We start from the raw sequence: 14,981 nt of genomic DNA, 5'->3' as shown, positions 1-14,981 counted from the left end.
GCGTGGAAATTATTAGTCAATACGGCCATATATTATTGATTTTGGCCTGTGTAGCAGGCTTCTTTATGGCCTGGGGCGTCGGTGCCAACGACGTAGCCAACGCCATGGGTACCTCCGTAGGTTCCCGTGCACTGACTATCAAGCAGGCGATTGTTATCGCCATGATCTTTGAGTTTGCCGGCGCCTATTTGGCAGGCGGAGAGGTTACCGCAACTATCCGCAAAGGCATTATCGATTCTGAAGTCTTCGCCGCCCAACCGCAGCTGTTGGTATACGGTATGCTTTCGGCACTGCTGGCGGCGGGCACCTGGCTGCTGGTTGCCAGTATTCTCGGCTGGCCGGTGTCCACCACCCACTCTATTGTCGGCGCAATTGTCGGCTTCTCTGCGGTAGGTATATCCCCAGATGCAGTGGCCTGGGGTAAAGTGGGCAGCATCGTGGCTAGCTGGGTGGTCTCCCCGGTTCTCGCGGGCACCCTGTCTTTCCTGTTATTCCGCAGTGTCCAGCGCCTGATCCTAGACACGGAAGACCCCTTCAACAATGCTAAGCGCTACATCCCCTTCTACATGTTTGCAGTGGGCTGGATGATTGCCATGGTGACCCTTACCAAGGGCCTCAAGCACGTTCTTAAAGATGCCAATATCCAGCTCAGCTTTATCCAGGATGCCGGTATCGCCGCCCTGGTGGGCCTTGCTGTCGCCGGTATCGGAGTCACCATGCTCAAGCGCGTCCAGCGCGACCCGGCAGCTGAAGCTGAAAACCGTTTCGCCAACGTCGAGCGCGTATTTGCAATCCTGATGGTCTTCACCGCCTGTGCCATGGCCTTCGCTCACGGCTCCAACGATGTCGCCAACGCCGTTGGTCCTCTGGCTGCCGTAGTTAACACCATCCAGAGCGGTGCTATCACCGTTAAATCCACTATGCCTTCCTGGATATTGCTGCTCGGCGGTATCGGTATCGTGGTGGGCCTGGCGACATACGGCTTTAAGGTAATGGCCACTATCGGTAAGAAAATCACCGAGCTGACCCCGAGCCGTGGCTTCGCTGCCGAGCTGGGTGCGGCCTCCACCGTCGTACTGGCTTCTGGTACCGGCCTGCCAATCTCCACGACTCACACTCTGGTGGGCGCGGTATTGGGTGTTGGCCTGGCGCGGGGTATTGGCGCCCTGAACCTGCGTATGATCACCACTATCGCCGCATCTTGGGTGGTCACCCTCCCAGCGGGTGCAGGTATTGCGATCCTGTTCTTTTACTTCTTCAAGGGCCTGTTCGGCTAAAGCTGCAGTAGCATTGAGCAATAAAAAGGGGGCCTAGGCCCCCTTTTTTGTTCCTCTCACTTATACCAATCTCAACTAAGCTGTGCCAATAGCTGAACAGATATCTGGCGCACACCAACTTCGCCTTCCCCTCACTTCATTCGTGTAAATCACATGACTACTTGCAACTGGACAGTGGGAACCTACCTGGCACAGAGATTAAAAGACGCCGGTATAAAGCACTACTTCGCCTTACCTGGCGATTACAACTTAGTGCTACTGGATCAATTGCTACTCCACCCAGACCTAAAAATGATCAGTTGTTGTAACGAGCTGAACGCAGGCTACGCCGCCGACGGCTATGCACGAGCTACAGGTGGGCCCTCAGCGGCTGTGGTCACTTTTTCTGTAGGCGGCCTGAGCATGATCAATGCGGTAGCCGGTGCCTTTGCGGAAGACCTCCCTTTGATCGCTATCTCAGGAGGGCCAAATACTAACTCTGAGGCTGAGTGGGAATATTTACACCACACTTTAGGCAAGGTCGATTACAGTTATCAGAGCGAAATTTATTCACGGGTCACAGCCGAGACTGTAATTATCCACCACCCATCCCTCGCTCCTGCGGCAATAGACAGAGCAATTGATACTGCGATGCTACGGCGTAAGCCGGTCTATATCGAAATTGCAGCCAATATTGCCAGCGCTCCTACGTCAGCTCCTATCCCCCGGGGATTTGCTCGGAGTGCCACGAGCGACCCGGACTCACTCGCTGCTGCGGTAGATCATATTGCCGCATTCCTCAATACTGCCGAGCGGCCAGTGTTGATTGCCGGGGGAAAAGTACGTGCAGCCTCTGCTGAGGAATCCCTGCGGGAACTAGCTGCGAGCAGCAGCTACGGTGTAGCCTGTATGGCCGATGCCAAGGGACTGCTTTCAGAGACTCACGACAATTTTATGGGTATGTACTGGGGACCAGTCAGTACACCGGGGTGCAGTGAAATTGTTGATACCGCCGATGCACTGCTCTTTGCCGGCCCAATATTTACCGATTACACCACTACCGGGCACCAACTATGCTTCGACAAAAGCAAGACCGTTATTGCATTACCAGCATCTGTACAACTGGGAGATACCTGTTACAGCAATGTCCATATGAATGACTTATTGGAAGCCCTGGTCAATAAGCTCAACCCCAATAACGGTGCAGTAAAAGCCTACCGCCGGGTCAGTAGTCCAAAACATATCCCACAACCAGGCAAGCGAGGCGATGCTTTAACGATTCGACAACTGTTTGCCCGAATCCAAAAAGTGCTTGAAAGCGATACCGCCCTGCTAGTGGAAACCGGGGACTCCTGGTTTAACGGTATGGAACTATCGCTACCAGATGGAGCCCGCTTCGAAATACAAATGCAATATGGGAGTATCGGCTGGTCTGTAGGAGCAACTCTCGGTTATAGCTTGGGTATGGGAAAAGGGCGCATGATCGCCTGTATTGGGGATGGGTCTTTCCAACTGACTGCCCAGGAAATCTCCACAATGATCCGCTACAACGTTAATCCAATTATTTTTTTGATAAATAACGGTGGCTACACCATTGAAGTAGAAATTCACGATGGGCCCTACAACAATATTAAAAACTGGGAGTACGCGCAGTTAGTCGAGGTTTTCAGTGCAGGAGAGGGTCGCGCCTGGGGTTGTAAAGTCACCACTGAGGGGGAGCTGGATAAAGCAATAAAAGATGCCCTAAAGCACGATGGACTTTGCCTGATAGAAGTAATTATCGATCGCAATGATTGCAACGTAAATTTGCTTAGATGGGGAAACCAGGTAGCTAGGAACAATAGCCGCCCAAGCCGCAGTGTTTAATTATTCCCTCACCTTGCTTGAAAAACCAAGCTAACTCTAAAAATAGATTTGGAACTCCAAATCCATATCTATTTATTACAAGCAACAGTAGTATTCGGAGTCATAACTTGGGCCTGCCCCACCAATTTACTGCTGCCTGCGAATTTATCCAGATGCCATTACTGTTGTTTGTCACTCTTCTGTGGGCCTTTTCCTTCAGTTTGATAGGCGCCTACCTGGCCGGACAGGTGGATAGCTATTTTTCCGCAATGACACGGGTGCTCCTTGCCACAGCGGTATTTCTACCCATGCTGAAATGGAAGGGCTGCCCTCCCCGTACCGCAATACGTTTAATTGTGATCGGTGCGGTACAATTGGGGCTGATGTACTTGTTTTACTACCAGTCATTTTTACTGCTCAGTGTCCCCGAAGTATTGTTATTTACTATTTTCACTCCCCTGTATATCACCGCCCTTGAGGACGTCCTTAACAGGCACTTTTCTGTCTGGAACCTCACTATCGCAGCCGTAGCCGTATTGGGAGCCGCCACTATTCGCTGGGGCTCTCCCAGTAACGACTTTTGGATTGGGTTTGCAGTTGTCCAGGGTGCCAACCTATGTTTTGCCGTGGGGCAGGTGGCATACAAGCGCCTGATGTCCAGAGAGCAAGGCCCCTTCCCGAGACAAACCTTCGCGTGGTTTTTTATCGGCGCCAGCTTGATCACTGTTATTGCCTGGCTCCTGCTTGGGAAACCGCAGTACCCACAGGGCTCACAGCAATGGGGTGTTCTACTCTGGTTGGGATTGGTGGCATCAGGTCTGGGATACTTTTTGTGGAACAAGGGTGCTACGCAGGTCTCTACTGGTACCCTGGCCGCAATGAATAATGCACTGATTCCCGTTGGCTTGTTGGTAAATCTGTTAATCTGGAATCGGGATGCCGATCTAACCCGTCTCGCCCTTGGGGGAGGACTGATCGGAGCCGCTGTTATCTTGAATGAATGGCGCAACAAGAGTAGGGAAAGTCACCATGGCGAGTATCGCAGTACCTGACCTGAAGACCCAATTACATCAACTGATTGCCTGCCCCAGTGTCAGTGCAACCGATCCTTCCCTGGATATGGGTAACCGCCCGGTGGTTGAACTACTGGGTGAATGGTTGGAAGGACTTGGTTTCAATGTAGAGATAATGCCTTTAAAGGGCTCTCCCAACAAAGCCAATATGATTGCTACTCTCGGCGGTAAAAGTGGTGATAAAGGCGGGCTCGTTCTATCCGGACATACTGATACAGTCCCCTTTGATGCGGGGCGCTGGCAATCGGACCCCTTTAAGGTTTTAGAGCGCGACAACCGCTTATACGGTCTCGGCACCAGTGATATGAAGGGTTTTTTCCCTCTGGTTATTGAGGCTGTGCAGACTTTTCTCGACAAGCCTCTACAAAAACCACTGATTGTTTTGGCAACAGCCGATGAAGAAACAAGTATGAGTGGTGCCCGCGCCCTGGTGCAGGCTGGCAAACCCCAAGCGCGCTATGCGGTAATTGGTGAGCCCACCGGGCTTCGCCCGATACGTATGCACAAAGGCGTTATGATGGAAGCTGTGCGTATTACCGGGCAATCCGGCCACTCATCAGATCCCAGTTTGGGGGCCAACGCGCTCGAGGCCATGCATAAAGTTATCGGTGAGCTATTAACACTGCGAAAAAAGTGGCAGCAAAAATACAACAACCCCGGATTCGCCGTTCCAGTACCCACGATGAACTTAGGCTGTATCCATGGGGGTGACAATCCCAATCGGATCTGCGGCCACACAGAACTCCAGTTTGATATTCGCCCGTTGCCAGGAATGCAGCTTACGGACCTGCGGGAAGAACTAAACAAACGTATCCTTACCATTCCACAAGACAATAAAATTCAGGTGGAAGTGGCCTCTTTATTCCCTGGCACTGCGCCCTTTGAACAGGATGCCCATTCAGAGTTAGTAAAAGTTGCAGAACAACTTTGTGGCCATCCCGCTGAAAGTGTTGCCTTTGGTACTGAAGCACCCTACTTGAAGAGTTTGAATATTGACACTATCGTGCTCGGCCCCGGCGATATTGACCAAGCTCATCAGCCGGATGAATTTCTCGCCCTGGATCGTATCAACCCTATGGTCAACATTCTGCGCGACTTGATTGGCCGCTTTTGCCTTTAATCTGCCTGCGACAGCCTCCGGGGCTTTAACACCACAAGACTTGCACACGGTAAGAATTAGTGAGCGACGATAACGCCTCCCTGAACTGGTTTCGCCACGCGGCACCTTACATCAACGACCTCCGCGGTCGCACTTTAGTAATTGGTATCCCCGGCGACGCTTTAGAGCACGCCAATTTCCGCAATCTAGTACACGATATGGCGCTGCTCGCCAGCCTTGGGGTTCGCTTGGTTGTTGTGCACGGCGCGCGGGAACAAATTAATCGAGCCCTGGATGAGCGCGGCATAGAAAATCGGTTTCACGAGAACCAGCGTATTACCAATCGAGAGACATTGGAAATTGTTAAGTCCGTCGTGGGCAAACTGCGCTTCGATATTGAAGCTGCTTTTTCCCAGGGACTGCCAGACTCACCGATGGCGCGTTCGGCCCTCAAGGTGGTCTCAGGCAATTTTGTTACCGCCCGCCCCAGTGGCGTGCTCGATGGCGTGGACCTGGGCTGGACCGGCACCGTACGGCGCATGGACACCAGCACTCTGGAGCAAAACCTGGATCAGGGTTCCCTGGTGCTCCTTTCTCCCCTGGGCACATCCCTGACCGGGGAGCTTTTCAATATCAATTACCTGGATCTGGCCGCTGAGGCTTCCAGAGTTTTGCGCGCCGAGAAACTAGTGCTATTCCGCGAACCTGAGCAACTTCAAGTGGACGGAAATCCGGTACACGAGTTAAGTATTTTGCAGGCAGAGCAGGTTTCACCCAAAGTGCAAAGCGCAACCCTGCGCTGCGCCATTCGAGCCTGTAATGCAGGGATCGCCCGTACACACCTACTTAGCTTTTGTAAAAACGGCGCCTTAATTCAGGAGCTGTTCCGCCGTGAAGGGGCCGGTACCATGATTTACCGGGACAGCTACGAAGTTGTGCGCAGAGCGCGAATTACCGATGTGGGCGGCATTCTTGGACTGATCCGCCCGTTAGAGAAAGATGGCGTTTTGGTACGGCGCTCCCGCGAGAAGCTCGAGGCAGAAATTGAACACTTCACGCTTGTGGAAGTGGATGGTACTCCAGTTGCCTGTGCAGCTCTGTATCCCATTAAGGATGATAAGGGTACTACCACAGCAGCCGAAGTTGCCTGCCTTGCAAGCCACCCGGAATTTCGCGGTGGAGGGCGTGGTGCCAAGCTGATGCGCCACCTTGAGAGACAGGCGCAAACAGTCCAGGTTGATGAGCTCTACGTCCTCACCACCCAGACAGAGCACTGGTTTATCGAGCAGGGCTTTGAGCAAGTCGGTATCAGTGAGCTGCCTACCGCGCGAAAGTCCCTGTACAACATTCAGCGCAATTCGAGAATCCTGCGTAAACGCCTGGGGAAAAGTCAGTCCACTTAGTCATAGAAATTTGAAATATCCATCCTTAATACTCCTTTAATGGGTAGTTTGAGCGCAAAAACATCCCAGGAAAGTCCGTTTTTTGCTAAGCTGGCGCATTCATTGTTGCCAGCTGGAATCTGTGACTATGCCCCAATACCGCTCCCGCACCTCTACCGCCGGTCGCAATATGGCCGGAGCCCGCGCCTTGTGGCGTGCCACCGGTATGACGGACGAGGACTTCCATAAGCCAATCATTGCCATCGCAAACTCTTTTACCCAGTTTGTCCCTGGACACGTACACCTAAAAGATATGGGTCAGCTTGTCGCAAGGGAGATTGAACGCGCCGGCGGCGTGGCCAAGGAGTTCAATACGATCGCTGTGGATGACGGTATCGCAATGGGTCACGACGGCATGCTCTATAGCCTGCCCAGCCGCGAAATTATCGCTGACTCAGTGGAGTACATGGTCAATGCCCACTGTGCCGACGCCCTGGTTTGTATCTCCAACTGTGACAAGATCACACCGGGAATGATGATGGCAGCCATGCGCCTGAACATTCCAGTTATCTTTGTCTCCGGTGGCCCGATGGAGGCCGGCAAAACCAAACTGGCTGACCGCAAGCTCGACTTAGTAGATGCTATGGTGATCGCCGCTACAGATACGGCCTCCGACGAGGAAGTTGCTGAGTATGAGCGCTCTGCCTGCCCGACCTGTGGCTCCTGCTCAGGTATGTTTACAGCGAACTCCATGAACTGCCTGACCGAGGCCCTGGGGCTTTCACTCCCGGGTAACGGCACCATGCTAGCGACTCACGCCGACCGCAAGGAGCTATTCCTCCGCGCTGGCCGCGAGATCGTAACCCTGACCAAACGCTACTATGAGCAGGATGACGAAACTGCCCTGCCGCGCAACATCGCCAACCGTACAGCCTTCCGCAATGCCATGGCACTCGATATCGCCATGGGAGGCTCCACTAATACCATCCTGCACCTGCTGGCAACCGCTCAGGAAGGTGAGATTGACTTCACCCTGGAAGATATCGACAGCCTCTCCCGTGAGGTTCCACAGCTGTGCAAAGTTGCCCCCAATACCGAGAAATACCATATAGAAGATGTACACCGCGCTGGTGGTGTAATGGCTATCCTTGGGGAGTTGGAGGCCGCAGGTCTTATCGACTCCTCGCTGCCAACCGCCTACGGTGGTTCGCTCGCCGATGCCCTTGCGCGCTGGGATATTTGCCGCACGGACGACCAATCTGTACTGGAATTCTATCGCGCGGGCCCCGCAGGCATTCCCACCCAAACAGCTTTCAGCCAGGAATGCCGCTGGTCCACTTTAGATGCAGACCGCCAGCGTGGCTGTATCCGTTCTCCTGAGTACGCCTACTCCTCTGAGGGAGGGCTCGCCGTTCTCTTTGGCAACCTGGCCCCCAATGGCTGTGTAGTGAAGACTTCCGGCGTCGATGAGTCGCTGTGGAAGTTCGAAGGCCCCGCCCATGTAGTAGAAAGCCAGGAAGAGGCGGTTTCCAATATCCTCGAAGGGAAGGTCAGTAAAGGGGAGGCTGTTATCGTTCGCTATGAGGGTCCTAAAGGTGGACCTGGAATGCAAGAGATGCTTTACCCCACCAGTTATTTAAAGTCCAAAGGACTCGGTGAGCACTGCGCATTGATTACCGATGGCCGCTTCTCAGGAGGAACTTCAGGCCTCTCAATTGGACATGTTTCACCGGAGGCGGCGTCTGGAGGTAACATCGCTCTCGTGCGCAATGGCGATCTAATACGTATTAATATTCCAGCGAGGAAAATTGAAATCGCTATTGAGGAAAGTGAACTCGATAAGCGGCGCCAAGAAATGGAAGAAAACCCCAATGGATGGAAGCCCATCGAAAAGCGCCCTCGTAAAGTCAGCAAAGCACTGAAAGCCTATGCCATGCTTGCCACAAGTGCAGATCGCGGGGCGGTGAGGGAAATTGACTGATTAAAACTGTTCTAAACAAAACGGCCCCAAAGGGCCGTTTTTTTATTCCGCTATTTTGTAACTGATTCGATTGCGTACCCCGTAGCGTTCCACTGGTTGGCCAGCTTCCATTTGAGGCCGATACTTAAATCTTTCTGCCGCAGCTATCGCAGAACGATCGAATACACGGGTTGGGTTACCATTAGAGTCATAACCACCAACAACACGGGCATCTCGCACTGCCCCTGTTTTTGTCACTGTAAACTCTACAACAACATATCCTTCAATTCCCCTGCGCAAAGCGGCACTAGGATATCGTGGTGCAGCTTTGTACACAGGCAAAGGATCTTGCGATACCTTCATCCCAGTTTCAGAGACTGGTGTTGGAGAGCCTATTTGAATATTCAGCTTAAGCGGCAAGACCTCAGTCTGCTCAACTCGCATATTCGGCTGTTCAATGACTGTTTGTGGTGGTGTAGGTGCCTCATAATTTTCGGTAACAATCACCTTTTTCGGCATATGTACCGATTTAATCTGTGGCAACAACTCAACTGCTGGCTCTTCAATATCAGTTGCCACCAGCTGACTCATCAAAAAGAGCAGCCCCACTGTTGTCACGGCAGCATATCCCAGGCCCTTCACGTAGCCTGCAAGTAAATGCTGGGGGAAAAACACGGGGTTGGGAATTGACTGACAAGCTCTATCCATAACACCTCTCCTATTATTTTTAGGGTGCAATAAGCGGCATTCTTGTGCCGAAAATGGAAAAGCTGATCAGCTGACTTAATCATTAGTCAATTTACAAAAAAATGCAAATAGTCTGTTAATACAGGTTATCTCAAAATTTTGCATTGCCGTGAGAAGAGAAAGAAGCATAAAAAAAGCCGCACATTACTGCGCGGCTTTTTTGAAACTTAAAAAGTTAATTAGCTTTAAATTGCCAACTGCTTCTCACGTTTCTGTTCACCTTCGATAAAGGTAATCCACTGCCTAGCCATTTTCTCAGATCTCTCACTTTTCAGTGCAAGCTTGAAGCTCTTCAAAGCTGAGTCATAGCGCTTCAGGTTGGCATTGGCCATACCCATAACAATTTGCAGTTGATCAATACGCTTAACACCGCCTTTGGCCATGGCTTTTTTGCCCATAGCGATGGCTTTTTCGTTCTGATCCAAATCTAAGTAGATACCAGCCAGGCGCGAGTAAATCTCACCTTTATCAGAAAGCTGGGCTGCTGCTTCCAGCTGCGGGATAGCTTTCTGAAGTTCTTGTGCCATCTGGTAGGCCTGAGCTAGGGTTTCCAGGTTTTTAGCTGTACGTGGGATCTTCTTCTCTTGAATACCCTTAGCTATCACCTTGGCCCCTTTATAAGGCATTTCATGCCCCATAAAGAGATAACCCATATTCAAAAGGTCTCTATCCTTTTCCAAAGCACCGGCAAGGTAAGCTGCTTCCATCATATGCAGCTGGTCCTTGTCACGCTTCAACTCGCCATACATCGCCGCCAGTGTTTTGTAGTACACAGGCTTTGGATAGTACTGCACCAGTTTTTCCAAGACACCGGCTACATTTTTGTAGTCGCTTCGCTCGAAATAAACATATTGCTGCAATCCATACCATGCTTCTTTAGGTGTCTTACCCTCTTTTTCATACATGGATACCGCTATATTGATATCCGAGAGAGCCTTAGCCTGGTTGCCAACCTGGTTATAAGCCTGGGCACGTAAAGCGTAGGAATCAGCAGTAATACGATCGGAGACCTTAAACCATTGGTTCAGGTAGTTAATCGCCTGCTTGTAATCCTCAGTGACAAAATAGAGCTGAGCCAGTGTAAATAAAGTTCCTACTTCCAAGGCAACCGGCAGGTTTTTTTCACCCTGGTCTAGCACCTTTTTAAAATAGGGAATCGCCTCTTTGTAACGCTCAGTGCTGTAGTAAACAACACCGAAGAAGTTATACATCTGGGCAACTTCATAACCGTTGAAGCGCTTCTTAGCCTCATCCATTTCTTTCAGCGCTACAAGTGCAGCCGGCCAATCCTCCGCATCAGCAGCTTCCTGGGCTTTCTCCAGCTTCTTATACGCAGCTTCACGCATTGCCGGAACTTTACGAGTCTTTTGCTTGCTCGGCTTTTTCTGTTCCTGCGCTTGTACAGAAGCGAAAGGAGCAGACACTCCTACCGCGTCGAGCACGGTAACGCTGACCGTCGGTGCCAGAACCAAGGGTAGCGCTACTGACGTGCGCAGAGCGAACTTGGACAAACCTTTAGTGATGGTCGTCAACTTCATAGTGCTTCCCCCTTTTAGTCCTTAGCCATGTTAAAGCTGATCTTAGTTCTAACATTAGGAACTTCGGTCGGCTTGCCATCGACTACCCGCGGCTTGTACTTGTACTTCAACGCGGACTTCAAAGCTGCGCGATTGAAAACAGTTGTGGGTTTACCCTTCAGCGTAAACGCCTCAATCACTATCGGATCACGTACAGAGCCATTAGTCGTTACGGTGTATTCAACGATTACATAGCCTTCTATACCACGCTGCTGAGCGCGACGAGGATATTGCGGTTGTACTTTAACGATCGGCAGGTAATCACCCTCGCCAAAACTGAAGCCAGACAGCTTAACATCACCACCCGCTTTGGGAGCAGCAATACTGATGTTGCCATCAATATTCGGTTCCTCGAAGTCAGGCTCCGGCATCTCCGGCGGCGGAGTGTCTGGCTCGTCTGGTTTTACCGGCTTGGCGGTGTCGTACTGTGTTTCAATCTTCGTATCAGGCATCACCACATCGGCAACTTTGAAAGTTTCCTTTTCCTCAGGAGCTTTCATGTTTGCTGCAATCAGCTGATGCATGGTGAAGATGAGGCCAAAGGTCGTGGCTACCGCCAATGTACCTGCCCCAAGAAGTCTTACCGGATTCATAGCTGTTAACTCTTCTCTGTAGCGACGGAAACTTTCTTGATACCAATCTTCCTGGCTGCTTCTGCAATCAGGGCAATCTTCTCAATGCTTGCTCCCTTATCGGGCTGAATTACCAACCACCCTTTCGGGTTTTCCGAGTAGAGACGCTCCAGGACAATTCTTACCTGGCGCTCATCAACCTTCTCTTTAGCAATCCAAACCTCGTCACTGTCGTTGATCGCTACCAGGATAGAGGCGGCCTTGAGTTCAGCGGTTGTCGCTTCCGGCTTCTCAACATCAGCACCTGGCTCCTTAATAAAGGTCGCGGTGACGATAAAGAAGATCAGCATGATAAACACCACGTCCAGCATAGGCGTGAGGTCAATTGCGCCGGCTTCTTCTTCTGCCGTATTTTGTCTTTTGCTCATAGCAACTCTCTTAGCGAACTTTTCCAGCGGGGACTCAGGGAGCCCCCGGCAAAAGTATCTGGCTTGGCTAAACCTTCACAGCAAATAAACGAAGTTATTCGCTGGTGTATGCTTAGTGATCCATTGTCAGATGATCTTCCAGCAGCTGGGTTTCACGCTCAGCTTTACGGGCTAGATAAGTGTTGGCAAATACGCCTGACAGGGCCGCAACCATACCCGCCATTGTTGGGATAGTTGCCATGGATACACCACTGGCCATCTGCTTGGCGTCACCACCACCTGTAATCGCGAGAACATCGAACACGTTGATCATGCCCCAAACCGTACCCAACAGCCCAAACAAAGGGGCCAGGGCGACACAAGCTTGGATCATGTCCATATTGTCCTGAATTTTCTCGGATACCCGGGAAATCATTGCATAACGGATCTGGTGCGAAGCCCAGGATTTGCGCTCACCGCGCCCCTCCCATTGATCTACCGCACCTTGAACGTCACTTTTCAACCCTTTGTTAAAGTAGAAAACACGTTCAAAAATCAGCGTCCACATAAAGAAGGTCAGGCCGGCGATCAGGAACAGTACTGGCCCGCCCGACGCCATAAAGGCGTTGACGGCGGCCCATGCGTCGATTAATGCGTGCATGTTGCCGCCTCCTCTTATTTGCGCTCGGCGTTTTCTGCCACGATACCGGCGCTCTGCTCTTCAAGAATATGCAGAACACGCTTGGCACGGGCATTTACAATGGTGTGCATCAATACTGTCGGAATAGCAACACACAGGCCGAGAACGGTGGTGATCAGGGCTGAGGAAATACCGCCGGCCATTGCCTTGGGATCGCCCGCACCAAAGATAGTGATCGCCTGGAAGGTTACGATCATACCGGTAACAGTACCCAGCAGACCTAGCAGAGGAGCAACCATCGCGATGATCTTCAGCAGGTTGAGGCCGGATTCGATTGCCGGACGCTCTTTCAGTACTGCTTCTTCCATCTTCAGCTCGAGAGTTTCGCCGTCTACACCTTTGTTCTCTTCCGCAACAGCCAGTACACGACCCAGTGGGTTATTGGTGTTCGGAGTAGAGGAACGCAGCTGAGCATTTACTTTAGCACCGACGCCAGTCAGAACGATCAGACGGAAGATAGCCAGCAGCATCGCGAAAACACCAACAGCAGTGATGATGTAACCCACGATGTCACCCTGGTGCCAACGCTCTACGATGTCCGGGCTGTTGATCATAGCTTTCAGGTAGGAGCCACCGGTAGGACCAGTCGGGTCTACACCGAAGGCACTGAAACCACCGGTAGAGGTTTGCAGAGCTTCAGCCATGCCCTGGAACTTGGCGTCCGGCTGACGGATCAGCTCAGCCATTTTGTAGGCATTGTTCATTTCCAGGTATTTACCATTGGAAACCAGGTTGAAGTTACCTACGCGAACCACTTCCTGATCAACCTGTTCACCATTTGGCTTGATCACGGTTGCGTTAAACTTAACGATTTTGCCGGATTCAACAGTTTCACGCTGAATTTCAAACCACAGACGCTCGATTTCCTCGATAGTCGGCAGTTTGGTAGCAGTATTCATCTTGGCCAGAAGACCGTCGATGAACTCTGTACGACCGGGGTATTGGGCAGAAACCAGAGAGGAGCCAATGTTGGCGCGCAGGTCAGCTGCGGTAGAAGACATATGACCGAACAGCTCTTTCAGCGAGCCCATACGCTCATCCAGCTGTTGACGTTTCTGGTCTACAGCCACTTCCTGCTCCTGGTATTTCTTTTCCAGTTCAGCAGAGCGCTTTTCTTCAGCGGTACGAGTGTTTTTAGCTTGATTCAGCAGAGCATTCTGGTTGGCCTTCTGGCGGCGGAACTCAGCTTCACGCTGCTTGTGTTCTTTGGACTCGGCAACTTTGGATTGCTGAACCATTTTCAGCAGGTCATCCAGAGAAGAGGCCTTCTCCTGTGCAACTGCGGAGAAACTGATCAGGCCAGCTGCTGCCGCCACTAAAATGCGTTTGGCGAAAGAGGTTTTCATTGCGCTGCCTCCGGAGCCGGGATCGGCATGGTCATGATGTCGATGGTGGCCTGCTTTTTGGCAATTTTCAGACCGTTCATGAGAGCGCGGCGGTATTCACCAGCATCGATCTCAACCCACGCTTTTTGCGCTTTGTCGTAAGCGAGGGAAATTTCAGCATCTGTAGTTTGAGCCAACAGGGCGATACGGCCGATTTGCAGAACGCTCACTTCACGCTCCTGGCCGGCAACAGTCAGGGTATCGCGGTAAGAGTCGATCTTACGAGCATATTCCGCTTCAAAGTTGTACAGCTCCAGTACCTGACGGAATTTTTCCGCAACACTGACATCGGAACGATCCATGGTGCTCTTAACACCGTTGAGGTTCGCGATACGCTCTTCGAGCTTGAACGGAGCGTCCAGCTCAATAAACTGTTCCAGGCCATCCAGCATACGCAGGATCAGCGGCTGAATCTGACGCTCGATAACAGTAACGTTGGCAATAGACTCGTCCAGATCGTTGATAACTTCGAGCTGGTTGGCCAGCTGCTTTTCCAGCTGACGGTTGTATACGCGCAGACCATCGATTTCTTTATTAACCACCTTGAAGTCCTGCAGCAGGCTGCTAGTTTCGTCGGCAATCTTGTCGATGCGCTTTTGCGATGCCTGGGCCGCAGTGGTTTTCTGCTGGCCGACGGCGAGTACGTTATCGAGAGTATCCGCAGTGGCTACGCTGCCGTAGAGCGCGCCAGCAGACAGCGCAGTGGTCAGCGCCACAGCCATGAATCGCTTGGTTTTCATTAGACCCCCCAGTGGGTTCAATATTTCACAACATGGTCGCGATGAGATAGCTGCCACAACGCGGTGTCCTTTTGTTTTAAAAACATTGGTTAGAAGACAGCTAAGAGCCGCACATTGTAAACAGCCGATTTGATTATTCAAATGCCGATTGCCAGCATCGGCCCGCTTGGGTAGCAAAGTAACACTTGGGTAACATTCCCGGGTTACTTGCACACATTAGCGGCGACTTTCCTTGTGT

13 protein-coding genes are annotated in these 14,981 nt (G+C 51.6%); 6 read left to right on the top strand and 7 right to left on the bottom strand.

What is annotated here, in order from left to right:
- The first annotated feature begins 2 nt into the window (after positions 1-2).
- The 6 genes from ACJJI5_RS03555 to ilvD all read left to right on the top strand — a co-directional run bounded on the left by ACJJI5_RS03555 (position 3) and on the right by ilvD (position 8,636).
- Entirely contained in the window at positions 3-1,277 is a 1,275-nt protein-coding gene (locus tag ACJJI5_RS03555) for an inorganic phosphate transporter (protein ID WP_282930993.1), read from the top strand.
- Between the two features lie 153 nt (positions 1,278-1,430).
- Positions 1,431-3,122: a thiamine pyrophosphate-binding protein gene (locus tag ACJJI5_RS03550; RefSeq protein WP_445355522.1), complete on the top strand. Its 1,692-nt coding sequence runs from the start codon at positions 1,431-1,433 to the stop codon at positions 3,120-3,122.
- A 107-nt stretch (positions 3,123-3,229) separates the two neighbouring features.
- Positions 3,230-4,153: a carboxylate/amino acid/amine transporter gene (locus tag ACJJI5_RS03545; RefSeq protein WP_445355521.1), complete on the top strand. Its 924-nt coding sequence runs from the start codon at positions 3,230-3,232 to the stop codon at positions 4,151-4,153.
- Positions 4,131-5,294, top strand: coding sequence for an acetylornithine deacetylase (argE, locus tag ACJJI5_RS03540; RefSeq protein WP_445355520.1), 1,164 nt, complete (start codon positions 4,131-4,133; stop codon positions 5,292-5,294). Before ACJJI5_RS03545 ends, argE begins: the two co-directional genes overlap by 23 nt.
- A 59-nt stretch (positions 5,295-5,353) precedes the next feature.
- On the top strand, positions 5,354-6,676 hold the full coding sequence (gene argA, locus ACJJI5_RS03535; RefSeq protein WP_445355519.1) for an amino-acid N-acetyltransferase: 1,323 nt from the start codon (positions 5,354-5,356) through the stop codon (positions 6,674-6,676).
- Between the two features lie 127 nt (positions 6,677-6,803).
- The gene (gene ilvD / locus ACJJI5_RS03530) at positions 6,804-8,636 is read left to right on the top strand and encodes a dihydroxy-acid dehydratase (RefSeq protein ID WP_444895892.1); all 1,833 of its coding nucleotides are present in this window, start codon (positions 6,804-6,806) and stop codon (positions 8,634-8,636) included.
- 42 nt (positions 8,637-8,678) lie between these two features.
- Here the strand turns inward: ilvD and ACJJI5_RS03525 are convergent, their stop codons facing one another.
- The 7 genes from ACJJI5_RS03525 to ACJJI5_RS03495 all read right to left on the bottom strand — a co-directional run bounded on the left by ACJJI5_RS03525 (position 8,679) and on the right by ACJJI5_RS03495 (position 14,743).
- Entirely contained in the window at positions 8,679-9,323 is a 645-nt protein-coding gene (locus tag ACJJI5_RS03525) for a TonB family protein (RefSeq protein WP_445355518.1), read from the bottom strand.
- 224 nt (positions 9,324-9,547) lie between these two features.
- Positions 9,548-10,900: a tetratricopeptide repeat protein gene (locus tag ACJJI5_RS03520; protein ID WP_444895890.1), complete on the bottom strand. Its 1,353-nt coding sequence runs from the start codon at positions 10,898-10,900 to the stop codon at positions 9,548-9,550.
- A gap of 14 nt (positions 10,901-10,914) precedes the next feature.
- Positions 10,915-11,532, bottom strand: a complete 618-nt coding sequence (locus tag ACJJI5_RS03515; RefSeq protein WP_444895889.1) for an energy transducer TonB — start codon at positions 11,530-11,532, stop codon at positions 10,915-10,917.
- A gap of 5 nt (positions 11,533-11,537) precedes the next feature.
- Positions 11,538-11,939 carry an ExbD/TolR family protein gene (locus ACJJI5_RS03510; protein ID WP_108734754.1) on the bottom strand — a complete coding sequence of 134 codons (402 nt, stop codon included), beginning with the start codon at positions 11,937-11,939 and terminating at the stop codon, positions 11,538-11,540.
- Between the two features lie 112 nt (positions 11,940-12,051).
- Positions 12,052-12,579 carry a MotA/TolQ/ExbB proton channel family protein gene (locus ACJJI5_RS03505; RefSeq protein WP_108734755.1) on the bottom strand — a complete coding sequence of 176 codons (528 nt, stop codon included), beginning with the start codon at positions 12,577-12,579 and terminating at the stop codon, positions 12,052-12,054.
- Between the two features lie 14 nt (positions 12,580-12,593).
- Positions 12,594-13,964 carry a MotA/TolQ/ExbB proton channel family protein gene (locus ACJJI5_RS03500; protein WP_444895888.1) on the bottom strand — a complete coding sequence of 457 codons (1,371 nt, stop codon included), beginning with the start codon at positions 13,962-13,964 and terminating at the stop codon, positions 12,594-12,596.
- Positions 13,961-14,743, bottom strand: coding sequence for a DUF3450 domain-containing protein (locus ACJJI5_RS03495; RefSeq protein WP_444895887.1), 783 nt, complete (start codon positions 14,741-14,743; stop codon positions 13,961-13,963). The genes ACJJI5_RS03500 and ACJJI5_RS03495 overlap by 4 nt, the downstream gene beginning before the upstream one ends.
- Positions 14,744-14,981: the final 238 nt, after the last annotated feature.

The organism is Microbulbifer maximicatervae (SeqCode) (assembly GCF_052467955.1).
The sequence above is the reverse complement of the archived record's forward strand: the minus strand, read 5'-3'. Positions and strand labels throughout refer to the sequence as shown.

Coding starts and splice junctions, on each gene's coding strand:
- ACJJI5_RS03550 (WP_445355522.1), top strand. CDS start 1,431: ATGACTACTTGCAACTGGACAGTGGGAACCTACCTGGCACAGAGATTA.
- argE (WP_445355520.1), top strand. CDS start 4,131: ATGGCGAGTATCGCAGTACCTGACCTGAAGACCCAATTACATCAACTG.
- ilvD (WP_444895892.1), top strand. CDS start 6,804: ATGCCCCAATACCGCTCCCGCACCTCTACCGCCGGTCGCAATATGGCC.
- ACJJI5_RS03525 (WP_445355518.1), bottom strand. CDS start 9,323: ATGGATAGAGCTTGTCAGTCAATTCCCAACCCCGTGTTTTTCCCCCAG.
- ACJJI5_RS03520 (WP_444895890.1), bottom strand. CDS start 10,900: ATGAAGTTGACGACCATCACTAAAGGTTTGTCCAAGTTCGCTCTGCGC.
- ACJJI5_RS03515 (WP_444895889.1), bottom strand. CDS start 11,532: ATGAATCCGGTAAGACTTCTTGGGGCAGGTACATTGGCGGTAGCCACG.
- ACJJI5_RS03510 (WP_108734754.1), bottom strand. CDS start 11,939: ATGAGCAAAAGACAAAATACGGCAGAAGAAGAAGCCGGCGCAATTGAC.
- ACJJI5_RS03505 (WP_108734755.1), bottom strand. CDS start 12,579: ATGCACGCATTAATCGACGCATGGGCCGCCGTCAACGCCTTTATGGCG.
- ACJJI5_RS03500 (WP_444895888.1), bottom strand. CDS start 13,964: ATGAAAACCTCTTTCGCCAAACGCATTTTAGTGGCGGCAGCAGCTGGC.
- ACJJI5_RS03495 (WP_444895887.1), bottom strand. CDS start 14,743: ATGAAAACCAAGCGATTCATGGCTGTGGCGCTGACCACTGCGCTGTCT.